This window comes from Deefgea tanakiae, assembly GCF_019665765.1.
GTDB classification, from domain to species: Bacteria; Pseudomonadota; Gammaproteobacteria; order Burkholderiales; family Chitinibacteraceae; genus Deefgea; species Deefgea tanakiae.
Genome location: NZ_CP081150.1, coordinates 2,841,285 through 2,864,234, shown reverse-complemented (window position 1 = coordinate 2,864,234; position 22,950 = coordinate 2,841,285). Strand labels below are relative to the sequence as shown.

General features: G+C 49.9%; 15 protein-coding genes and 1 pseudogene. 3 read left to right on the top strand and 13 right to left on the bottom strand.

Annotated features, from left to right (window positions below; translation table 11 throughout):
- Window positions 1–111 precede the first annotated feature (111 nt).
- From napA to napF, 3 genes are read right to left on the bottom strand one after another with little or no spacing between them, the layout of a single operon-like run.
- The gene (gene napA, locus K4H28_RS13335) at window positions 112–2,652 is read right to left on the bottom strand and encodes a nitrate reductase catalytic subunit NapA (protein ID WP_221005640.1); all 2,541 of its coding nucleotides are present in this window, start codon (window positions 2,650–2,652) and stop codon (window positions 112–114) included.
- Complete coding sequence (locus tag K4H28_RS13330) at window positions 2,649–2,939, bottom strand: chaperone NapD (protein WP_221005639.1); 291 nt, start codon at window positions 2,937–2,939, stop codon at window positions 2,649–2,651. The genes napA and K4H28_RS13330 overlap by 4 nt, the downstream gene beginning before the upstream one ends.
- Window positions 2,936–3,415, bottom strand: coding sequence for a ferredoxin-type protein NapF (gene napF, locus K4H28_RS13325; protein ID WP_221005638.1), 480 nt, complete (start codon window positions 3,413–3,415; stop codon window positions 2,936–2,938). Before napF ends, K4H28_RS13330 begins: the two co-directional genes overlap by 4 nt.
- A gap of 313 nt (window positions 3,416–3,728) precedes the next feature.
- On the opposite strand from napF, the gene K4H28_RS13320 reads away from it, so the two are divergent.
- Together K4H28_RS13320 and narL are read left to right on the top strand one after the other, a co-directional pair.
- Window positions 3,729–5,564: a HAMP domain-containing protein gene (locus K4H28_RS13320; RefSeq protein WP_221005637.1), complete on the top strand. Its 1,836-nt coding sequence runs from the start codon at window positions 3,729–3,731 to the stop codon at window positions 5,562–5,564.
- Window positions 5,565–5,583: 19 nt separating this feature from the next.
- Window positions 5,584–6,231 (top strand): two-component system response regulator NarL, encoded by a 648-nt coding sequence (narL, locus tag K4H28_RS13315; protein ID WP_221005636.1) that lies wholly within the window; start codon window positions 5,584–5,586, stop codon window positions 6,229–6,231.
- 223 nt (window positions 6,232–6,454) lie between these two features.
- Here the strand turns inward: narL and K4H28_RS13310 are convergent, their stop codons facing one another.
- Window positions 6,455–8,488, bottom strand: coding sequence for a glycosyl hydrolase family 18 protein (locus tag K4H28_RS13310; protein WP_221005635.1), 2,034 nt, complete (start codon window positions 8,486–8,488; stop codon window positions 6,455–6,457).
- A 126-nt stretch (window positions 8,489–8,614) separates the two neighbouring features.
- Window positions 8,615–10,765 (bottom strand): glycosyl hydrolase family 18 protein, encoded by a 2,151-nt coding sequence (locus tag K4H28_RS13305; RefSeq protein WP_373312815.1) that lies wholly within the window; start codon window positions 10,763–10,765, stop codon window positions 8,615–8,617.
- Between the two features lie 46 nt (window positions 10,766–10,811).
- Between K4H28_RS13305 and K4H28_RS16960 the strand changes: the two genes are divergently transcribed.
- Window positions 10,812–11,375 (top strand): glycine zipper family protein, encoded by a 564-nt coding sequence (locus tag K4H28_RS16960; RefSeq protein ID WP_221005634.1) that lies wholly within the window; start codon window positions 10,812–10,814, stop codon window positions 11,373–11,375.
- Between the two features lie 35 nt (window positions 11,376–11,410).
- Here the strand turns inward: K4H28_RS16960 and K4H28_RS16955 are convergent.
- The 8 genes and pseudogenes from K4H28_RS16955 to K4H28_RS13265 all read right to left on the bottom strand — a co-directional run.
- A pseudogene (locus K4H28_RS16955) lies at window positions 11,411–11,557 on the bottom strand (carbohydrate-binding protein); the annotation flags it as partial.
- Window positions 11,558–11,952: 395 nt separating this feature from the next.
- On the bottom strand, window positions 11,953–15,687 hold the full coding sequence (locus tag K4H28_RS13295) for a response regulator (protein WP_221005633.1): 3,735 nt from the start codon (window positions 15,685–15,687) through the stop codon (window positions 11,953–11,955).
- Between the two features lie 129 nt (window positions 15,688–15,816).
- The gene (locus K4H28_RS13290) at window positions 15,817–17,928 is read right to left on the bottom strand and encodes a methyl-accepting chemotaxis protein (RefSeq protein WP_221005632.1); all 2,112 of its coding nucleotides are present in this window, start codon (window positions 17,926–17,928) and stop codon (window positions 15,817–15,819) included.
- Between the two features lie 11 nt (window positions 17,929–17,939).
- Window positions 17,940–18,416 (bottom strand): chemotaxis protein CheW, encoded by a 477-nt coding sequence (locus tag K4H28_RS13285; protein ID WP_221005631.1) that lies wholly within the window; start codon window positions 18,414–18,416, stop codon window positions 17,940–17,942.
- A 12-nt stretch (window positions 18,417–18,428) separates the two neighbouring features.
- On the bottom strand, window positions 18,429–18,788 hold the full coding sequence (locus K4H28_RS13280) for a response regulator transcription factor (RefSeq protein WP_221005630.1): 360 nt from the start codon (window positions 18,786–18,788) through the stop codon (window positions 18,429–18,431).
- A 39-nt stretch (window positions 18,789–18,827) separates the two neighbouring features.
- Window positions 18,828–19,658: a response regulator gene (locus K4H28_RS13275; protein WP_221005629.1), complete on the bottom strand. Its 831-nt coding sequence runs from the start codon at window positions 19,656–19,658 to the stop codon at window positions 18,828–18,830.
- A gap of 986 nt (window positions 19,659–20,644) precedes the next feature.
- Window positions 20,645–22,264 (bottom strand): phosphoethanolamine transferase, encoded by a 1,620-nt coding sequence (locus K4H28_RS13270; RefSeq protein WP_221005628.1) that lies wholly within the window; start codon window positions 22,262–22,264, stop codon window positions 20,645–20,647.
- Window positions 22,257–22,940, bottom strand: a complete 684-nt coding sequence (locus K4H28_RS13265; protein ID WP_221005627.1) for a phosphatase PAP2 family protein — start codon at window positions 22,938–22,940, stop codon at window positions 22,257–22,259. Before K4H28_RS13265 ends, K4H28_RS13270 begins: the two co-directional genes overlap by 8 nt.
- Window positions 22,941–22,950 lie beyond the last annotated feature (10 nt).

The window sequence follows — 22,950 nt, the reverse complement described above, 5'->3', positions numbered from 1 at the left end:
CTTAGTCATGATGTGCGCTAGGTATTGCTCGCTATACATCACTAATTAAAGCTTATATCTATATACCCTTATTAGCTTGGGCAAACCGATGACTTGCCCAAACGAAAGCGATTAAGCCTTGACGACTTTTACCGCGCATTTTTTGTAGTCGGTTTGCTTCGAAATCGGGCAAGTGGCATCGAGCGTGAGTTTGTTCACCAGACGACCTTCGTCAAAAAACGGGATAAAAATCAAGCCCACAGGTGGTTTATTACGACCACGAGTTTCAAGTCGGGCTGTAATTTCGCCGCGACGTGAGGCCACTTTCACCAACATACCGCGTTGCAAGCCACGTTTTTTCGCGTCGTTCGGATTCATAAACACCATCGCTTCGGGAACTGCTTTGTGCAATTCCGGTACTCGGCGCGTCATCGTGCCGGTATGCCAGTGCTCCAGCACGCGGCCAGTACACAGCCACATATCAAAATTGGCATCCGGCATTTCTGGCGGCGCTTGGTAAGGCAGCGCGATGATATTGGCGCGACCATCTTTATTGCCGTAAAAGCGCACACCTTCGCCTTTTTTGACATAAGGGTCAGTGCCTTCGCGGTAGCGCCAGCGTGTTTCTTGCCCATTGACTACCGGCCAACGCAAGCCACGCGTCTGGTGGTAAATATCGAACGATGCAAGGTCATGGCCGTGGCCGCGGCCAAATAAGGCATATTCTTCAAACAGCCCTTTTTGAATATAAAAGCCTGCAAGCTTAGCTTCGAAGTTTTCAAAGCCTTTTTGCAAGTCGGTATTTTTAAAGCGATTGACATTGCCATTCATAAACAGCACTTCAAATAAGCTTTTTCCATTCATGCCGGCTTTTCTGGCGATCAAATCGGCTGGCCACACGTCTTCAACTTTAAAACGTTTGGCGAACTGCATGATTTGCCATAAATCAGACTGCGCTTCGCCCGGCGCGTTGACTTGTTGTCGCCAAAATTGTGTGCGGCGTTCGGCGTTACCAAACGCGCCTTCTTTTTCGACCCACATGGCAGTTGGCAGTACCAAATCAGCGGCCAGCCCCGAAACGGTCGGGTAGGGGTCGGAGACGACAATAAACGTGTCGGGGCGACGCCAGCCTGGATACAGCTCTTCGTTAATGTTGGGGCCCGCTTGCATATTGTTATTGGCCATTTGCCAATAGACTTTGACTTTGCCGTCTTTGATGGCACGCGCCATTGCAACGGCATGCAGACCAATTTTGGCCGGAATCGTCCCTTCGGGCAGACGCCAGATTTCTTCTGCGTGTTTGCGATGCTCTGGATTAGCGACAAGCATGTCGGCAGGTAGGCGGTGGGCAAAAGTACCGACTTCACGGGCGGTACCACAGGCCGATGGTTGGCCTGTGAGTGAGAAGGGGCTATTGCCAGGTTCGGCGATTTTGCCAGTCAGCAAATGCACGTTGTAAATCATATTGTTCGCCCATGTGCCACGGGTGTGCTGATTAAAGCCCATGGTCCAGAACGACATCACTTTGATTTTGGGGTCGGCGTACAGCTCTGCGAGCGCAATCAGGCGATCTTCAGGAATGCCGCACAATTTACTAACTTTATCGACGGTATAGTCCGCAACAAATTTAGAAAAATGCTCAAAAGAGCCCGGTTTCATTTCACTTGGATTACCCTTGGGTTTGTTATCGGCACCAGGGTAGCCGTTGGCTTTGGCCTTGACTTCGAGCGGATTGTTGGGGCGTAAGCCAAAACCGATGTCAGTTTCACCAATTTTGAAATTACAATGATCTTTGACGAATTTCTGATTGACGCGGCCGGTTGAAATAATGTGATGGCAGATAAAGTTCATCATTGCCAAATCAGTTTGCGGCGTGAACACCAAACCTAAACCGTTATCGGCTAATTCGAATGAGCGATGTTCGTAAGTCGATAGGACAGAGACTTTGACTTTGGGGTTAGAAAGGCGACGATCCGTGATGCGACTCCACAAAATCGGATGCATTTCGGCCATATTCGAGCCCCAAAGCACAAAGGCATCAGCCGCTTCGATATCGTCATAGCAGCCCATAGGCTCATCCATACCGAAGGTACGCATAAATCCGGTTACGGCACTGGCCATGCAGTGGCGTGCATTGGGGTCGATATTATTACTGCGAAAGCCAGCCTTCATCAGTTTGGATGCCGCGTAGCCTTCCCATACGGTCCATTGGCCTGAACCAAACATCGCCACCGAATCAGGGCCGCTGGCTTTGAGTGCCTCTTTCCATTTCTTTTCCATGATATCGAATGCTTCATCCCAACTGATTGGGGTGAACTCACCATTCTTATCGTAAACGCCATTTTTCTTCCTGAGTAATGGCCGGGTCAGTCTATCTTCGCCGTACATGATTTTAGAAAGGAAGTAGCCTTTTACGCAGTTGAGACCGCGATTGACTTCACCATCTGGATCGCCTTGCGTTGCAACGACGCGGCCATTTTGGGTGCCGACTAAGACGGAGCAGCCCGTACCACAAAAGCGGCATGGTGCTTTATCCCAGCGGATTGCGGTGTTGCCATCTCCCGCGGTGGCGGGCATGGTTTTAGGCGCGGCATTCGCTAATGGGATTCCTGCGCTCGCGGCTGCAGCGGCGACTGCAGAAATTTTAATAAAGTCACGACGATCTAAGCTCATGATAAACGTTCCTCGGGGTTTTTTTGTTTTGGAGTCGGTAGGGCTTGCGTCGGCAATGTCTCGTCGTCGCAGTATTCATAGGCCAGCGTCGCAGAGGCGACACGAGGGATTTCTTGGATTTTTTTTAGCAATTCAGAGCTACGCAGGCCGGGTATGTCTTCGATGGTGATGATGAGTTTGCCTTCATGCTCAATGTGTAGCTCTACGCCGGGAACCGCCATGACAGCGGCTTTAACCTCATCCAGAAATCCAGGGACGGCACGGATGACTAAGCTGAAAATATTCATGCCATTAACTCCAAAATATGAATGCTGTTGCTTGGGCAGGGGGCAAGGCATGCGCCGCAGCCCGTGCATTGCTCGGTGATGAGCTGCGGCTGCGCTACTTTGCCAATCGCCAGCTGAAAATGAATCGCGCGTTCATCACAAGCCTCACCACAGATGCGGCACTCAACGCCATGCAAGGCCAAGCAGCGGTCTGTTATGCTTGCTTGCAAAGCCCACGGAGTATCTGTGCTTTGCTCTAGTGCCTTAGGTGTACAGGCGCTAGTACAGTCGCCACAAAAAGTACATTCACCATGCGAAAAATCGACCGTTGGAAATCCAGCGTCACCGACTTTAATGATCTGGGTCGGACAGACCGACACGCAGTCACCACAACGCGTGCAGCGGTCGATGAAGTTTGAACTTGCCCACGGTGGGCGAGGCTCAGGGGGCACTTGCGGTTTTCGGCCAAAAAGTAAGTTGCGGCGGGATGTGTCCACGATAGCGATTGATCCTATCAGTTGATTGAGGAAGATTAGGTGGTACCGATGATTGCAACAATGCCTCTTTAGGGGGTAGGTCATAAAAAGTCAGCGGTATATCTGCCTCTTTTTGGGTAGCTTGGTGGTGTTTGGAATTTGCTTAAAGGACTTTGTCGTGGTGTACTAAAAGTTATAGGTAAACATAAGACAATTTATAGCAGGATTTCAGTTTGTTTTCTAAGGGAGTACCCTTTTGCGCTGGAGAAAGGCAATAAGGAAGTCGAGTTCAATACGTGCTGTGGAAATTTGGAGGTAGTTGCATTTGCGAGTAATGAATTACTTTCGGCAGGCATCGATTGTCCGCTTTATTACGCAAGCATTATTGTTGATGCTTTTGCCCGCGTTTTTAGCGCTGATTCTCAGCTGGGGCATGGTCGTGAATACGACGGGTGAAGGCGTTGCGATCAATGTGGCGGGTTCTTTGCGCAAGCAAACCTATTTGATAGTGGCCACGCATTTATCGCCACCGCCCCCCGTTCCCGGCAGTCGCCCCATGCTGCATCAAGTGATTGATGAATTTGAGCAGCGTTTATACAGCCCTGCCTTATTGAAAAATTTACCTCAAGATATGAACGATCCGGTGCGTGTGGCTTATAACCGCATGGAAATGTCGTGGCGCACCGAAATGAAGGATTTATTTGCTCCGATCAATACCGCGCCAGATGGCAGTTTGCTGCCGAGGGCGATGCAGTTTGCTGCTTTGATTGACGACTATGTCGCGGCTATTGAGGCGAGGCATGAGTCGCGACTCGCTTGGTTGGGGCATTTTCAATGGATTGCGATGGTGGTCATGGCCTTGGTATTTGCTTTGACGCTGTTCTGGCTGAGGCGCCGTGTCACACAGCCTTTGACCAAGATGGCCGCCGCTGCCGAAAAGGTGAAGCACGGCGATTTACAAGTGCGAACGCCAGAAGACGGCGCGGGTGAGATTACCCAATTGGGCCAAGCATTTAATCATATGGTCGCAGAATTGGCGCTCGGTATTGAGGCTCTGGAAGCAAGGGTTGCGGAAAAAACGCTCGCGTTAACGCAAAACCAGCGCAGTCTTGAATTACTTTATCGCACGAAGCAACGACTATCGGATCAGGAACCCAATCAAGTGACCTTTGATCAGGTGTTGGCGGATGTCGGCGCGGTGATTGAGCTGGAACACGCGGCGATTTGCATTACCGAAACCGAGCAAGCGCCGCTGGCGTTTCGTTTGGCCGTTATGCCGAATAAACTATCGGAACCTTGTGCGCGTACGGATTGCGCCAATTGTGCTGACGCCGCAGAGTTATCGCCTCTTACAACGGACGCGCCCGTGTTTAAGCTCAGTGACGGCGGGCGTGTGTACGGCATTATGCCGATTCAATTAAAAACACAACAGGCTTTGCTCGAGTGGCAGCAGCAGTTACTCGAAGCGATTGCGCGGCAAATTGGCACGGCGCTAGCTAACGCTAAGCGCAAACAAGAACAACACCGATTGGCCTTGCACGACGAACGCTCAGTGATCGCTCGTGAGTTGCATGACTCCTTGGCGCAATCTTTGTCCTACTTAAAAATCCAAGTCGTTCGTCTGCAAAATCAGTTTCCAGAAGATCAGCGCAGTGATACGGCCAATGCGGCTTTGCATGAGTTACGAGAAGGCCTCAATGGCGCGTATCGACAATTACGTGAGTTACTCAATACCTTCCGTTTGCAAATGAATGAGCGAGGTTTGGCGGCTGCCTTGGAGCAAACGGTGCAAGAGTTTTCCGAGCGCGCCGAGCATCAAGTGATTTTGGATAATCGTTTGATGGGTGTCGAGCTGGCTGCTCACGAGGAAATTCACATTTTGCAGATTGTGCGCGAAGCCTTAGTCAATATAGAGCGCCACGCTGCCGCGCAGCATGCATGGGTGAGTTTGGCGTGGGAAGACGAACGTGTACAGGTCAAAATCGCCGATGATGGCCGCGGTATCGACGACAATCCACATAAAAAACAACATTATGGTCTTGGCATCATGCATGACCGCGCTCGTAGTTTAAGCGGTGAATTGCAATTTCTGCACCGGCAGCCCAATGGCACGGTGATCCAACTCAGTTTTATCCCCGCGACGCCATTTTCGACGTCGCCTTCTAATTAATTCGTTGAAGGTACTAGCGATGAGCGAACAATTTAATGTCATTGTGATCGACGATCATCCTTTGTTTCGCAAAGGCGTCGTGCAATTACTCGGTTTGGACACGCGTTTTGTCGTGGTGGCCGAAGCCGCCAGCGGCGCCGAAGGGCTGGTGCTGGTGCAAGCGCACAATCCCGATTTGGTGATTTTGGATCTAAATATGAAAGGCATGGACGGCATTGCCACGCTGCGCGCGATTAAAGAGCTTGATGTCGATTCACGGGTTGTGATGTTGACGGTGTCGGATCAATCTACGGATTTAGTCGCCGCGGTGCGGGCGGGCGCGGATGGCTATTTGCTCAAAGACATGGAGCCGGAAGAGATCGTTGCCAGCTTGGCTGATGCACTGGAAGGGCAAATGGCGATTCCAGAACGACTCGGTCGCGCTTTAGCGTTGGCACTGCGCGAAGACGATGGCAATGAACGCAATGCGATGCTGGAATCTTTGACCGATCGCGAGCGAGAAATTTTAGTCTGTCTCTCACATGGCCTCTCCAACAAACTCGTTGGCCGTGAATTGGGCATCGCCGAAGGGACAGTCAAAGTTCACGTCAAAAGCTTGCTCCGAAAACTGAGCTTTCGCTCACGGCTGGAGGCTGCGATCTGGGCGGTGGAGCAGGGTGTTAAGTAGTGGGTATTTCAGCCTGGGCTAATATTAATAAAGACTTTGTTGATATACTGCTTTGTATTGTTGTTGCGTAAGGCTTCATGAAGTGAGTCCCTTGAGTTGGGATCGCAAATTGGAATGGGGCTATTTCGCTGGTTAGCGACAGAATGTAAAAACACCCCAAGATTCGGAATATTCTCCAAGTCTTGGGGTGGAATTTTGTTTGTTATTTAGGCTAACTTAACGATTACTTCTGGATGTGAGTCATTGCTTCAACCAAAGCGCCATCGTTGGTGTCGCCGTCAGCTTCCCAGCTGAAGATGCCGCCCATACCCATTTTCTTAGCGTAGTCAGCTTTCAATTTGATATCACGAGGCGTGTCGTAAGACCAGAAAGTAGAGCCGTCAAAGCGGTAAGTTTGTTGCGTTACTGGGTGGATGTACTCAGTACCTGGTGCATCTTTCAGTACTTTGTAGTCCTCTATACCTGCTTCGTAAGTACCTTTCGCTGGGCCAGTCGCTTTTTGGTATAGACCGTTGTTTGCGTTAGTTACGCCAGTCCAACCACGACCGTAGAACGGTACGCCCATGTGCAATTTAGCTGCTGGTACACCGCGAGCAATCAAGTCTTTCACGGCGGCATCAGTGTAGTACTTGTTCACTTTGCCTGTTTTAGGATCTACAGTGCGTGGGCTTGCTGGATCTTGGTACAAGTTAGATTGGAAGTCAGTCGGACCCGCAGCATCCCAACCGCCGTTGTAGTCGTAAGACATGATGTTGATCCAGTCGAGGTACTTGCTGTACTCAGCTGGTTCAGTTGCCGCGATTTTCTCGTCGCCAGCACCGATTGCAACGGTTAACAGGTATTTCTTGCCCGTTGTTTTGCTCAACTCATCCAATTGTTTGCGGAATTCTGCCATCAACAGGGTGTTGTTGCGTTTGTCATCTGGTGAAACAGTGTTAGTGCCGATACCTTGAACTGCTGGGTATTCCCAGTCGATATCGATACCGTCAAACACGCCGGCTGCAGAGCCTGGGCCACCGGCATTCGCGCCAGAGCTGAATGGAATGTTACCTTTAATCCACACATCGATACACGAAGCCACTAAGGTTTGACGCAATTCTGGGGTTGCAGCAGCAGCAGAGAACCATTTAGACCAAGTCCAGCCACCTAATGAAATGACTGCTTTCAAGTTTGGATTTTTAGCTTTGAGTTTCTTCAGTTGGTTCAAGTTACCTTTCAACGGACCTGAAACGCCAGTACGTGGATCATCCCATGTTGGCCAGCCGTATGCATCCGCTACGCCGTCAACTGATTCGTTAGCTGCAAAGCCTTTTTCGAATACGGCCCAAGCATCGCCACCGTCTTGTGAGCCGCTTTCTGCTTTATTTATAGTTGCGTCACAAACGTATTTGCCGCCACGGTTGTAAACGTTAGCAAATGAGTAGTTCAAGAACGTCAATTTTGCAGCTTGGCCGCTGTCTTGCATGTTTTTCAGGTAGAACTTACGACCGTAGATTGACCATTCAGCAAAGTAAGTACCAACTTGTTTTGCGCCAGTGCTTGGTAGTGCTGTTGGTTGAGCTGTTGGTGTAGCGGTTGGTTTTGCAGTTGGTGCGATTGTCGGTGCAACGGTTGGAGCTACAGTCGGCGCGATCGTTGGTGCTACTGTTGGTTTTGTTGTCGGCGCGATCGTCGGTGCAGCGGTTGGTTTTACTGTCGGTACGATCGTTGGTGTAGCGGTTGGTTTTGCTGTCGGTACGATCGTTGGTGCAGCGGTTGGTTTTGCTGTTGGCGCGATCGTCGGTGCAGCGGTTGGTTTTGCTGTTGGCGCGATCGTCGGTGCAGCGGTTGGTTTTGCTGTTGGTGCGATCGTTGGTGCAGCGGTTGGTTTTGCTGTTGGCGCGATCGTCGGTGCAGCGGTTTTGCTGTTGGCGCGATCGTCGGTGCAGCGGTTGTTTGCTGTCGGTGCGATCGTCGGTGCAGCGGTTGGTTTTGTTGTCGGCGCGATCGTCGGTGCTACGGTTGGTTTTGTAGTTGGCGCCGTTGTTGATGATCCTGTTGTAGAGCCCAGATCTGTCCAAAGTGCTGGCGTTACATTGGGTGCCCAGCCTGTCCCAATCCAAGCTGTGTGTGACTGAGTCGCTTTATAGTCACGGCCTGCAAAGCTGACTACAGTTCCTGCGGCATAAGTATTGCCTTCTTGCCATGTTGGTGCGGCAAATGCAGCTGCGGAAATAACTGCAATTGCCGCGGGAATAATGGCGAAACGAAATTTCATTGTGAATCTCTCATTGAGGTGGTAATTAGATTTATTGAAAGCGAGTTACGCGCTCGAAAATAGATGGCATAGCTCAGCAGAATGAAGGGAATCGATCTCTTCATTCTGCTTTAACTCAGGTTTAGTTTATTGCTTGATACCGTACACTTTGCCGTTTGGCAGAGTGAGCGTTACATTGCTTGGTACAGTCAGAGGCATAAACACACGCATACCGATGGTGATAGTTTTGCCTGTGCTGAAGTCTGTTACACCCCAGCCTGTACCGCCTTTCAGTGTGTATGAAAGACGATGGAAGCCGTTTGGCAAGCCGCCGACGTTACCCACCGTGCTTGATGCTGGCACTGCAGACCAAGTACCGCCGCTGTAGATATCAACGAGGTTTTCTACACCGTTACCAGCAGGTGGATCGCTAGGTTTCAGGTATTGAACTTCAGAGGGAACCAATGGCGTTGATGGAGCAACATTGAACGACACTTTTGCACCGGTCAAATCAACATTAGAGTTGTTTTTCAGTTTCACACCGATAGCGAGTGGGTAGTTATCATCGCCTTTTGGTTTGAAGCCAACCAAATCCAATGTCACATCCAACACGTCGGCTGGCTGAACAAACTTCTCATCACCCGCTTTCACACCGTACGGTGCCGCTGCACGCAATTTGTTCGCTGCCATTGCAGTCAAGTAGCTACCCATGCCGTATGAAGAAGTACCATTTTGCGTTGGTGTGCTGTAGTCACCCGCCATTTCCCAGAACATGATGCCGCCGGCACCTTGGTCGATTGCGTACTGTACTTTGGCTGCAAATGATTTCTCATTTTCAGTCGACAAGAACACTTTCTTCGTTGGGTTCCACAACCATGAAGACTTCGCTACGTCATCAAAATATTCGATGTAGTTGCCAATTGCTTGGCCTGCTTGCTTAGTCACATCATGACCGTATTGAGCAACGTACGGTGTTGGCAAGCCATCACGCAAGTTGTTCACGTGCCACAACGGATTCACACCAGCAAACATTTCGTTACCAGCCGCATCCCGGTCGAACCACAAGTTATCAATACCTTGTGCGCCAAAGCCGCATGGTGCACCAGCTTTCGGGCTTAATGCATCTGGTCCTAAGTTGCCACCAGAACCGAGGTAGCATTTCTTTTGATCCGCCATGGCCGACATACCCCATAGACCATTGGTACCGCCTGTTACGTTTTGCGAGCCGCGTGTGTAGTACGGCAGACCGATATTGATACGACCACCTGCTAATGCAGTACGGAAGTATTTATATGACCAGTCGATGTTCAAGTAACCTTGCGAATTGTAGTAATGCGCATCGCCACCTTGGTAAATCTTCGCATCAGCGATTTCGTTATCTTTACCGGTGTCGTACAAGGCGGCATTGTGACCCACGAAGTGGTTCCATGCGCCGTGCAAGTCATAAGTCATGATGTTTACGAAGTCGAGGTATTTAACCGCTTCGAAGTCTTCCATACCACGAAGCAAGTAGCCTGACGAAGGGGACGCAATCGTTAGTATAAAGTACTTGCCTTTAGCAGCCGCTGCTTTATCCAACTCTGCGCGCAAGGTTTTGGTCAAAGCCATATAGCCTTTGAACAATTCACTACGGTGTTTGTTGGAAATTCTCCAGTCATCAGGGCTACCCGCATCGTTCATCGATGTTGGGTACTCATAATCGAGGTCGATACCGTCAAAATCATATTTCTCAAGGAAAGCGACGGCTGATTTAGCGAATGTGTTGATTCGATCTTGGCGAATATCACCTGTCGTTTCATCAATCGTTAGAGAATAAAAACCACCGCTAGCAGTACGACCACCGGCATCGTTAAAGAAGCCTCCTGTTTCTGCCCAACCACCAACAGAGAGCAGCAATTTGACGCCGTTCTTGTTGTTGGTCTTCAACATATTGAAGTGACCTTTGTATGACAGATTAGGATTCAAGGCGTATTTAGCACCTTTCTCTGGCCACTCCATTCCCAATGAGGCATTGTTGGCATCTCCAGGATTGCCAACAGAGACGTTCCAATTACCATCAATATGCGCGAAGGCGTAGTTAATGTGCGTGATGTCATTCCAAGGAATGTCTGCCGCAAGGTAAGAAGGTTGGCCGTTTTTGCCGGTACGCCAGTTAGTGAAGTAACCAATGCTGCGACGTTTCATGTTGTTAGCTAATTTTTCACGGCCAGTCGTGTCGTAGACATCGCAATATGGAACGTTCGCAACTTCAGACACCAAACCTGCTGGGCGGCATTGATCTTGAATACCTGGTGTCACAGTGGGTTTTGCTGTTGGAGTAGGCGTTGGTGCAATAGTTGGCGCGATGGTTGGTTTTGCTGTTGGGACAAGTGTTGGTGCAATAGTCGGCGCGATGGTTGGTTTTGCTGTTGGGACAAGTGTTGGTGCAATAGTCGGCGCTACGGTTGGTTTTGCCGTTGGGACAAGTGTTGGTGCAATAGTCGGCGCGATGGTTGGTTTTGCTGTTGGGACAAGTGTTGGCGCAATAGTTGGCGCTACGGTTGGTTTTGCAGTCGGGGTAGGTGTTGGCGCAACAGTCGGCACTAAGGTTGGCTTTGCTGTTGGAGCAGTTGTTGGTGCAATAGTCGGTGAGACCGTTGGCTTCGCAGTCGGTGCAACTGTCGGTTTAATTGTAGGGTTAACAGTTGGTTTTGCTGTCGGGATAGTTGTTGGTGCAATAGTCGGTGAGACCGTTGGTTTCGCAGTCGGTGCAACTGTCGGTTTAATTGTAGGGTTAACAGTTGGTTTTGCTGTCGGGACAGTTGTTGGTGCAATAGTCGGTGTAACCGTTGGTTTTATCGTCGGATTAACAGTTGGCTTTACTGTTGGAGCCGTTGTTGGCGCAGCAGTTGGTTTTGTTGTCACTTGAGGTGTTGCAGCCCCTAGGTCTGCCCAAAGTGCCGGTGTTACATTCGGCATCCAAGCTGTACCAGTCCAGGCTGTGTGATATTGGAGCGCTTTGTAATCACGCCCTTCAAAGCTAACAACGGTACCGGCAGGATAGGTGATGCCTTCTTGCCACGTTGGCGCTGCGATGGCCGCTGCGGACATAAACGCAATAGCGACGGGGATGGTAGCAAAACGAAAATTCATTGTGATGATATCTCTCATTAAATAATGTAATTATGATTTTGATGTCGTAAAGATTTCATGCTGCAAATCGAAATCAGTGGGCTCATTTTGGTATTTAATGCTTACATCTCCGAGGCCAAAAACTGCAGTTTGATGTGTAAGCAGAAACGAATAAACAGCGCGTAGTCTACTGTTAGTTCTTTAAATAACAACGTGTTGAATTCGTTTGTGCATATGTTTTTGGGCATAGGTTGGTGATGTTGTTCACAAGCATTTTATTACTTTTTATTTGTAAGTTAATTCCACCCGCATAGTCTGTCAATTGCTTACGGAGCAATACAGGGTCTTTTGTTTTAACAAAGATTTTTCTCTGCTTAAGCGACCAGTGTCTCCTCCATCAAATCCATCACTTGCTGCATTAACTGCTCATCGTTAAATGGTTTGACCAGATAGCGCGATACCCCTGATAGCTCGGCCTGACGGCGGTGTTTTTCGGTTGAGCGAGAGGTAATCATGATGATCGGGATATGCTGCAAATGCGGCTGAGCGCGGAAGTAAGCCGCCAGCTCCAAGCCGTTCATGCGCGGCATTTCCATATCGACTAGCACAATGTCTGGTATCCAGTTTTCCAGCTGTTCAATGGCATCCAAGCCATCGAGCGCTGGGCGAACTTCAAAGCCAGAATCGCGCATAAATTGGGTCGTCGCGCGACGAGCTGAGATCGAGTCATCGATCACCAAGGCACGCGGCAAGCTCATGGCTTGTTCCTGCTGAGTTGTGGCATGTAGCGCGTTCAATGCGATCAATTCGCTATCGAGCAATTCACGCAAATCAACGACCGAAGCCACGCCGCCGTCACCGAGCACCGTTGCACCAAGCATGCCTGGAATGCGCGGAACAAACTGGCCTAGGTCTTTCACCACGATATCGCGCGAGTCGATCACGCGCTGGATTTGCACCGCCTTGAGTGCACCTGAGTCGAGCTGCAATACGATGGCGGGCAGCCCCGTTTTTTGCTGGCTGCTCACTGGGATAGGCAGGCCGAACAGTGTTTCCAGCTCGATCAGCGGTATTTTATTGTTGCTCAACTGGATAAAGCGTTGGTCGTCTTCAATCTGCACATCGGTCAGATCGAAGTAGGCCAAATCGAGAATCCCGCTGGTGGAAATCGCCATGCGCTGTTGCTGTGATTCAACGAGCAGTGCGTGGCTGGCGACGAGCGAAACGGGGAAACGCATTTCGATCTGCAAGCCGCTTTCTCGCTCGGTATGCAGCACCAAATTCCCTTTCAGTGCATTCACCGTCGACAGCACGATGTCCATGCCGATGCCGCGCCCCGAAACCTGACTGGCTTCATCGCGAATCGAAAAGCCGTGGCGCAAAATCAGGCGTGCTGTTTCGTTTTGGCTCAGTAGCGTCTGGCCATCAATCAGCCCTAAGCGCTCGGCTTTGCTGCGAATCGAGGCTAAATCAAGCCCTGCACCATCGTCTTTGCAGCGCACGACAATAGAATTGCCTTCACGGGCAAAGGCGAGGCGGATCTGGCCTTGTTCAGGTTTGCCTTTGGCGAGGCGCAATTCGGGTGTTTCGATACCGTGGTCGATGGCATTGCGCAGCACATGCATCAACGGATCAACAATGGTATTGAGCAAATGGCTGTCGACCAGCGTGTGCTCGCCGTGCAAATTGAGCGCCACATCTTTGTCGAGCAGGCGAGCGGTTTGGCGCGCGGCGCGTTGCAGCCGTGCCTCGATTGTGCTCACGGGCACCATGCGCGTCCGCATCACGACTTCTTGATTATTCACCTGCAAACGGTGCTGCGCTTCGATTGCTTCGCCCAGACGTTGATACAGACTTTCGGTTTCCAGACCCAGCTCGCGCGAGTCGGTCGTCGCCTCGGTGAGGCGTCGCGAAATCGAATGCAGCTCGTTGTAGCTCTCAAATTCCAGAGCGTCAAAATCCTGATTGGCCGCTGGCGTCGCGACCCCCAAGCTGCGCACTTCAATACGCTGCTCCAGCTCGCCGACCAGTTGTTGCACGTTCTGATTTTGCGCCCGCATACGGCGATTGACTTCGCTCGACTGCGCCAGCAATTCGCGCATTTGCGCGACAGAGACAATCGATTCACCGAGCAGATTGAGCATTTCATCGACCAATTTGGCCGGAATACGCACCATAGCTTCGAGCTGCTCTTGCTGCGCCTCGATGAGTGCACTGTCAGGTATGGTTTTATGAATGTTGCTAATATTGGCTTCTGAAGATATACCCTCTGTATTGATCCCGTCGATATCGATCAAGTTGGCCAGATCCAGTACGCGCTGGAATACCGACACACTATCGCTTGGTACCGGCCCGCTGCCCATCAGTGCTTCGGCCATGCTCTCCAAACAGTCTCCCGCCTCAGTCAGCAGATTGGCCATCGCCGCGCCGGGCAAATTACCTGATTCAGAGAGCGCAATCAGGATGTCTTCCAGATGGTGCGTCAGGTTGGCAACGCCAGCGATACCGACGGTATTGGCCGCACCTTTGAGCGTATGCGCGGCGCGCTTGGCGATGTCCAGATCGGCCATGCTGCCTTGACCCGAGACCACTTTTTGCATCGCCTGCGCAAATGCGCCAGCTTGCACTGGCAACTCTTGCAGCAAGCCTTCCATCAATTCGGCGCTGATATCGTCGGGCACGGCGAGTGAAACGTCGCTGAGTTGGGCGACCTTTTGGCGTTCTGGCAGATGGTTTGGCGTGACTGCGCTCACCTGCTGCTCAAGCAGACGCACACGTAGGTCGGCCAACAGCAATGCATCGTCTTCGTCCATCAGAATCAGCACGCCCAGCAGCGCTTCGACGCAATTTTCATCTTGTGGTGCGGCACAGTATTGAATCAGCCACTGCGTCAGCATGAGTAACAAATCGGAAAAAGAGTCATTCCAACCGGTTTCGATAGTTGAAAAAATACGCAGATTCAGTGCTGCTAGATAATCGCCCAGTGGCGGCATTCCAATGTCGTAACACGCGTGAGTTAACCGTTCGAGTAACTCGCAAATTTCTGTAATTGCATCCGCTGGGGCATCGTTTTCTTCATTCAGTAGCGTCAGTATGTCGGCCAGCTGCAAGGCGATTTGATCGAGTTCCTCGTTCAAAATCAGAAGCATATCTTCACCAACGACTGACGTATTCGCGGTCAGAACTTGGTCAAAATCGTTGTGCTTGAGTGGCTCATTACCCAATGATTCATTCGCAATATTTGAGCATTCCGTTTCGTGGTCTTCTGCATTGAACAGCATTAACTCAGCGCGCTCAATCAGCTCGGTGAGCTGTTCGGGTTCACTCATCAATGCATCCAATAGCAGCAGAGGCAATTGTTCGCCCATCGCGACTTGCGGTAGATTGTCATGTTCCGCGAGTAAGACATTAAGGTGCTGACACAAGGCATCGAGTGTGACTTTCTGCTCTACTTGTGCCGTCAGAGACAGAGCGAGCAGCAAATCGGTAATCTGACTGGCTTGCCAATTCCCTTGCAATAACTGACCAAGCTCATCGAGTAGGCCAAAGACGTCGATGTGTTCTTCGTCGAACTCGGCGGCTTTAATTTGTAGAGCAGCAAGACTGGCTAGTAATTCGGCAGATTCGTCTTTATTTGGAGCCGAAGTCGGCGCTGAATTAGCACTGAGTAAATTATCTGGCGAGATCATTTCAATACATTCAATTTGCTCAGCAAGGAGGGCCGCGGCGTCTTGCTCTAATAACTCGGTCACTGTGTTTTGCGTTTCAATCGACAAGGGAGCTGGCCAGTGTTCGCTTGTGAGTAACTCAAGTAAGGCTTGGCGTTGTGATGCCTCAGGCTTAGCAAGATAGTCTGCCGTAACCAACGCCAACTCAGACGGTGGCATATGTGTTGGTGCGTCTGTGCAGCTAGCGAGTTGTTCAGCCAATATGCAGCAGCAGCTCCAAAATCCAATTTGACCCGCCTGCTCGGCGAGTTCGCCTAGTTGATGAGTGGTCGTAATTGCGTCGAGCAAGGCCGCCTGTTGATCCGATTGATCGGCTTCATGGCAGTTGGCGATGGCCGTGGCAAGTGCTGCCAACAGCGCAGCAGATGATTCAGCGAGCACAGAGCCCCCTTAGTAGTCAGGCAAAAGTCTTCACGCTGCATTCAATTGCAATACGTGAAACGTTTGGATTGTGATTGATGGTGGTATTCAAATGAAGTGAAAATCGGGTGCCGTAGCACCCGTAGGCCCTTATTCTGGCAGCTTAAACACCCGAACAGCAGACAAGAGTCCACGCGCATACTCCACCAGACTATGTGTCTGAAGCGACTGTTCTTTCAACTTTACATTCGTATACTGGGTAGATGCATTAATACTATCGGCGCGCACCACCAGATCACGGTTGATCCGAACTTGTGCTTCAGATGCGACGGCAATCTGCTGAACTGCTTTTACCAGCTGGGCAGTGCTCTGCTCGGTAATTTCCATTTGCTGACCGGCTTGCTCCGCAAGGCGTGAACCTGCGACAACTTGCTCAATCGCCTGATTCATCGCACTCATTGTTTCGGCGGTATCAGCCTGAATGTTATGGACTAGTGATGAAATTTGCTGCGTTGCTTGACGGGCGTTTTCTGCTAGCCGTTGAACTTCGTCGGCCACTACCGCAAAGCCTCTACCCGCTTCACCGGCTGAAGCCGCGTGCATCGATGCGTTCAAGGCCAGAATATGCGTCCGTTCCGAGATCGAGTTAATCAAGTTCACCGCCAGCGAAATCTCTTGCGAGCGCTCGCCCAGACGTTTAATACGTTTTTCCGTTTCACGGATCGTTTCGCGGGTGTTGTTAATGCCGCTTACGGTGGTATTTACCGTTTCCATCGCCTGACGCGTGGTTTTCATCGCATGCTCGGCCGATTGGTTGGCACTACGGGCGACGGCAGCAATTTTAGTCATTGAATCGGCGGCGGTGATCAGCGCTTTCGAGGCTTTTTCCACCTCTTCGCCTTCTTTCTCGACGATGCCCATAACTTCGTCACTTTGTTCTTTCACTAGCATGGAGGCCTGCGCCACGTCAGCCGATAAATCGGATACGCGCTGCAAGACCTTCGCAGTTTCGGAAGAAAGCAAATTCAATGCGTCAGCAACGGGGCCAGTTACGTCTTCGGTTACGGGGACTTTGTGCGTCAAATCTTTACGCGCCAGAATCGCCACCGCCTGCAGTAGATTCAGTACCGCATCGTTGAGCTTATCATTTTCATCAACAATGGCTTGCTGTACGGCATTACGTTCGTCAATCATGCGGTCAAATGAACGCCCTAATTCGCCCAACTCGTCAGGCTGTTCCATGTCAGAGCGTACGTCTTCGCCATTGGCGAGTGCTTCAACTGTTTTGTGCAAATGCTCTACCGGCTGGCGAATCCCTTTGGCAATCAAAGTCACCAAGATGGTCAACAGCATGGCAATTGCCAAAAGAACCACCGTAAATAGCGTTGCAGACACGTTAGAGAGCAACCTACTGAATGACTTTTCCTCAACAATGGCTGCTAAAGCCACTTTATCGAGTTCCTTGATCACTTCCTCAGGCTTATCGGTGGCCTTGTTTGCCGCTTTTTCAGCTTGACGTGCCGCCAGAAATGCGTCGGTATAGGCATCAAATGCCTTGGTGTATTGAACAAACAAGGTGCCAATTTGTTCCTTGTTAGCGATACTCGAGCTGCTTAGAAGGGCGTTGAAATTTGCCCGTTCGGCAATGTGCTGTTCTTTATATTTAATGTCTTCACGCTGAATAAAGTCTTTTTCATAACGACGAAGGGTGAGTTTTGAAATTTCTAAATCGGCCGAGTTACCTTGCAATTGATCTTCGAGTTCACGGATGGCGTCACGCATCACTTTGTGCAAACCCGTTTCTTCATTAAAACCAGCTTCTTGCAGTTTGACAGCAGAAATATCGAATTTTTCTTTATATTTTTTGACCGCCTGCGTCATTTCTCGGGCTTTAGCGCTACTTGCTTCATCTGGAGAAAGCTCGATAACCGTATCAATCGCTTTGAGAAGTTTCACAACCTGCTCACCGTGCTCTTTCAAATAGCGTTCTTTTGCCGTTTTAAATGGCAGGTAGAAGTTTTTCTCATCACGACGCACCTGAACGTAGTTCACGTCAGTCTCTTTGAGCGCGAGCTCAAAATTATTCATATTTTCTAAGCGATGATCTGCGTACAAATTGAGTGCGAACGTTAAAACATAAATCAAACCGAGCAAGGCAAAGCCGCCGATGATTGCGCGAGAGAGCGTTTTGGTTCGCCAAGCGACCGAGCGCTGGCTTAGTGCTTCTTCAAGTCGAAGCACCAATCCTTGGTAGAAATTCATTGATTGAGTCCTTACTCTTTGTGGGTCTTTAGTGCAGCCAGATCACGAAATAGCTGCAATAGATCGATGTCGAACCAGTGCTGTTCTTGCTGCTGCCACGCGCTACGCAAATAGGGCTGTAACAGTTCGGGAACTTGCCCTTTCGCGAGGGCTTGGAGGCCAGTCAGTGGCAGGGGGAAGCCCTGCACCAGCAGCCCTAATGCTTCGGGGTGATTGCCGAGCATCAAAACTTGTTCTTCTGAGCTGGCGGGGGCTGCAATCAGCTTAGCCAGGTCAAACACAGGCAATAAAGTGCCCCGTACATTAGCGACCCCGCGCAATGCGGGCGGCGCCAGCAAAATGCGGGTCAGTGCCTGATCGTGTAGCAACTCAGCGGACACCCCTTGCGGCAATAGTAAATGCAGGCCGCCAGCAATCACGCCATAACGGCGCTGGATGTACTCGCCAGCCAGCGGCGTGGTTTCTGCATGTGCAATATTGGCAGGCATGTCCATTTTCAATTACGCCAGTGCTTTGAGCTGATCGATTAATTGATCAGCGGAATACGGTTTCACGACATAGCCTTTTGCGCCTTGCATCTGACCCCAGACACGATCTGCTTTTTGGCCTTTACTGGTCACAAACACGATCGGGATGTCTTTGGTCGAAGGCTCTTCGCTCAACAGGCGGCAGGCTTCGTAGCCATCCATATCTGGCATCACGATGTCGAGGAAAATAATGTTGGGCTTATCGGTTTTGGCTTTTTTAACGGCTTCGCTGCCGTTGGATGCGGTCGAAACAAAGCAACCTACATCAGTCAGGATGGTGCGCAAATTGGCCAAATCAGCCGGAGAATCATCAACTACAAGTACTTTTTTCATGGTTTAACCTTGGGATAGGGATTGATTGGGTCTGTTACATTAAGCGGCTACAAAAGCGCCGTTTTCTAGCGTCTGCGGTAGATATTTCTGCACCACTTCTTTAAAGAGAGCGCTGTCTACTGGTTTAGTGAGGTAGGTGCTACAGCCAGCCAGCGTGCCGCGCACTCGATCAAACGGTGAGCTTTTGCTGGTCAGCATAATGACGGGGGTGTTTTTTGTGTGGCGGTTTTTGCGGATCGTGCGGCAGACTTGATAGCCATCGGCATTCGGCAAGACAACATCTAAGAAAATCATGTCGTAATCATTGTCATTCGCCAGGGTGATGCCGGCCTCACCTGTTTCTGCGCAGTCAATTTTGCCGCCCTGCAATCTCAGGAATAACTCAAGCTGCTTACGCACGGTCGGACTGTCATCGACGATCAAGGCGCGAAAACATTCCTTAGGGGCATTACTCGACAGCACTTGATTGATTAGGCGATTGCTTTCTGGATTGCTGCCTTGCAAATCGGCGGCACCGAGTTGCGCCAATTCGGGTGTGAAATTATGTGCACTGATCGTGACGGTTTCGAGTCGCTTGAGGAGCGTTGTTGGCAGCATCGGTCTTTTGAGTTGATATTCACCCAGCTCAATTTCAGTGCGCGAAACATAAATGACCGGCATTCGATTGTGCCGATTGAGCCGCCGCAGAATATCAAGCACCGCACTGGACTCGGCATTAGCGATATAGATATCTGCTTTCTGCTGCAAGTCTTCCTGAACGTAATAGCTACGAGCGCGGCTCGCTGTCAGGGCACAGATACTTTTGACGAGACGAACTTCGGACTCGGTGAGTCCTAGTAAGGTAATGGCGAATGATCGACGTTGCGTCATGTTGGTATTTTTGAACCTTGTTTACGTCTAAATTGGTACGCCTAGGATTTTTCTTGGAAATGTAGTTGGCTACATTTTCTTTATGAAAAACAGCTGCTCCATTTTTTACGGATTGCACTGGCTAGTTACTAAGCTCTTTATATTAGGGAGCGATTTAGGTTGCTCTGTTGTAAACACTCGAATTAATTCAAATAGTTACTGAGTTCCTCTGGATTTTTACTTGCGTCAAAAACGATCGTTTTAATTTTGCAAGATTATTACATAAGAATATGCCTATGTAATTTTCCGTCTGTCGGCTAAACAGAGGCTCGACATTTTTGCTGATTTGTTGGTAATAAAATTACACATTTACAAGTTGAAAACACTCGTTTTTGTTTACTTGAGAAGACAGAAATTGGGTCAACTGCATTTTTTTGCTGAAACACTAATTGGGGTGATCCTGTATTTTTGTAAGTATTTTTGGTATTTTATTTCTGTACTGATAATTGTTCTTTATTAGGGTTTTTATGCATGTTGAAGGCATGTCAGCAAAGTGTGATGGGGCTTAGTCTATTTTTTGTGATGAAAATCACACTTGAGGTCGTACGTTTAGCTCTTTAGCTAATGAGAAGGTGCGATCACGCAAGCAGAGCATTCGTTCACGATCACATGTGGTTAGCTTGGTTTTGGTCTGGATGAATTGAAATTTGCTATGGAGTTTCGTGCTGAGTGATGTGATTAAAATCAGATTGAGCGTATTGGTGCCGATGTATTCGAATCGCCTTCTCAGGCAGGTTTTCGCTTAGGTTGCTCATAGCGCCCAAGTCGAGGATTGCTGCTGTAAAAAAATGAGCACCCTGAGGGGGTGGGCTTTGCTAAGCCGTCAGCGGCTAAGCGACGCCACACCGCAGGCACTTTATACAATCAGTATGTCACCTGAATTACGATATGGCCTTAGGTATTGCCATCTGGCTATTAATAAATAATAGCTACCTGGCAATACCTTCCTATTTATTTCTGCATGGCGCATACCAATCGAGTTCGCTTTGATAGAGTGAAGTCTTGATATTGAGTAGACCTAGCGTTGAATGAAATAGGTTGTCGTGGGAATACGTGTTACCCGCTTTATTTTGCAGGCAGGCCAAATTAATTTGCGTGCGCTTGGCGTAATCGGGTGATAGCCACAGCATGGCGGGAATATGCGTTTGTTGATCGGGCGCGAGCAAATACGGTGTGCCGTGCAGATACAGCCCGCGTTCACCCAGCGATTCACCGTGATCGGAAATATACGTCATTGCCGTATCGACTTTACTGCTGTTCTTGCGTAGCAAATCAATCAAATTAGAAAGCACAAAATCGGTATAGAGCAGGCTATTGTCGTAGCTGTTGGTGATTTGTGTCTGCGTACATTGATCGAGCTGCGCGGTATCGCAGGTCGGCTGAAATTTGGCAAAGGCTTTTGGGTAGCGTTTGAAATACGCAGGGCCGTGGCTGCCCATCATGTGGAGCACAATGACGGTGTCACGCTGAAGGCTATCGATTCTTTCCTGCAAGCCTTGCAGTAATGCTTCGTCGAAGCATTCGCCGTCTTGGCAAAGTTTCGCTTCGGCGAAAGTACTGGTGTTTTCATTGGGAACGCGGTCGCACGCGCCTTTGCAACCCGATTGATTATCGCGCCACAGTACTTGGTAGCCCGCCCGCTGCACCACATCCAATAAACCCTGATGGCTTTGGGCTTGGTCGGCGCTGTAATGGCGTTTTTCAAACATAGAAAACATACACGGCACCGACACCGCGGTATCGGTGCCGCATGAGCGCACCGCGGGCAGATTGATTAAACCGGCTTCTTGTTTGAGTCGTGGATTGGTTTCTTTTTTATACCCATTGAGCGAAAAATTGGCCGCGCGTGCGGTTTCCCCCACGACGATGACGGTGAGTGTAGGGCGAGCGCCAACTATGATACTGCGTTTTGCATCCAGACCAATCGGCGCGACCACTAGGGGTTGCAGCTTGGTATTTTGTTTAAGGTAGCTCGAGGCCGCTTGAATGTAGTTGGTCGGCGCGAGCAAATAGCGCAGTTCGCGGTGATTACGAAATACGGAGGCAAATTCTTTGTAAAAACCAAAGCTAATCAAACCGAGCACCAGCGCACTGGCGAGCACGATGCTCAGTTTTATCCACACTTCGCGGCGTAATGGGCGAAATTTCAATGGTGTACACCACAAGAAGTACAGTGGTAAACCACCTAAAAACAGCCAATACAGTGCCAATTTAGGGGTAAGTAAATCTAAAGTTTCGGTCGTATTGGTTTGCGCTGCATTACGCAGCATGTCGACATTAATCATTACGCCAAACTGCGCCATAAAATACACCACAAAGGGCGTAATGATCAGCAATACCGTCAACACGGGTTTTAGTAGGTAGGGCAAAGCGAGCAAAGTCAGCAGCAGATTAAGGGTGACGATCAAAAATAGTGCACCAACGCCCATAAACAACCAGCCATGGACATTGCTTGGCTGTTGCACCGCATATAAATGCTGCCAGAAAACAGGATTACTAATCAGGATAAAAAACAGCGCGGCCAGCAACGTTAAATATTCGCTGCGCAGTGGTTTGTATTTAAGCATGTGCAAGGCTCCTCTTTGCCACCGGCGGCCACACGCTGTACCACAGTAATAAAACGCACCAAACCGTTAATAAAGTCCATAAGTTATGCGACAAAAAATGCGCGCCGCGCATCATTTGCGTCCAGCCCATCGCAGTACCGAATAATAAACCTAGCCCAAGCCCCCAATATGCAAGGCGGGTATTGCTGCCTATGTATGTAAAATAGATGGTTAGCAGTGCATACCCGCCCGATGCGTGACCACCTGGAAAACAGCGGCCCGGCTGAGTACTGCTGGGTAAATTGGCGAACAAGGGTAATTCAGCAGCAAAGCCGCCATAGAGTGTCAAATCCCATGGGCAAGCATGAACGCTGAAGCGCTTTAAGAAGGAGACCGATAGCGTGCTAAAAACGATGCCGATCCAGAGCCACAAGCACCGGCGTTGCTCGGGCGAATTGATTTTTTTTGCGTAAAGCCAGTAGAAAAACGAGGCTAAACCGATTAACTGCAGCGCAATTTTGAGACCGTCGTGCATGACGGTGCTAAGGAAAAGTTGGTCGCGCCAAAAAAAGTGCAGTTCAGGATCAAAATAAGGCGCAATCAGCGCGTGATCCCAGTTGGTTTTCGGATAAACCCACAATAAAAAGCAGCCAAAAATGGCCGGCGCCACATAATTCCACCACCGCAAATCCCGCATCTGCCAAGCT

What these genes read in the sequence shown, in the direction of transcription:
- K4H28_RS13290 (WP_221005632.1), bottom strand. Translation starts at nt 17,928, where the DNA reads ATGAATTTCTACCAAGGATTGGTGCTTCGACTTGAAGAAGCACTAAGC.
- K4H28_RS13265 (WP_221005627.1), bottom strand. Translation starts at nt 22,940, where the DNA reads ATGCGGGATTTGCGGTGGTGGAATTATGTGGCGCCGGCCATTTTTGGC.
- K4H28_RS13280 (WP_221005630.1), bottom strand. Translation starts at nt 18,788, where the DNA reads ATGAAAAAAGTACTTGTAGTTGATGATTCTCCGGCTGATTTGGCCAAT.
- K4H28_RS13310 (WP_221005635.1), bottom strand. Translation starts at nt 8,488, where the DNA reads ATGAAATTTCGTTTCGCCATTATTCCCGCGGCAATTGCAGTTATTTCC.
- narL (WP_221005636.1), top strand. Translation starts at nt 5,584, where the DNA reads ATGAGCGAACAATTTAATGTCATTGTGATCGACGATCATCCTTTGTTT.
- K4H28_RS13285 (WP_221005631.1), bottom strand. Translation starts at nt 18,416, where the DNA reads ATGCCTGCCAATATTGCACATGCAGAAACCACGCCGCTGGCTGGCGAG.
- napA (WP_221005640.1), bottom strand. Translation starts at nt 2,652, where the DNA reads ATGAGCTTAGATCGTCGTGACTTTATTAAAATTTCTGCAGTCGCCGCT.
- K4H28_RS13275 (WP_221005629.1), bottom strand. Translation starts at nt 19,658, where the DNA reads ATGACGCAACGTCGATCATTCGCCATTACCTTACTAGGACTCACCGAG.
- K4H28_RS13330 (WP_221005639.1), bottom strand. Translation starts at nt 2,939, where the DNA reads ATGAATATTTTCAGCTTAGTCATCCGTGCCGTCCCTGGATTTCTGGAT.
- K4H28_RS16960 (WP_221005634.1), top strand. Translation starts at nt 10,812, where the DNA reads ATGGTTGGTTTTGCTGTTGGGACAAGTGTTGGTGCAATAGTCGGCGCG.
- K4H28_RS13270 (WP_221005628.1), bottom strand. Translation starts at nt 22,264, where the DNA reads ATGCTTAAATACAAACCACTGCGCAGCGAATATTTAACGTTGCTGGCC.
- K4H28_RS13320 (WP_221005637.1), top strand. Translation starts at nt 3,729, where the DNA reads ATGAATTACTTTCGGCAGGCATCGATTGTCCGCTTTATTACGCAAGCA.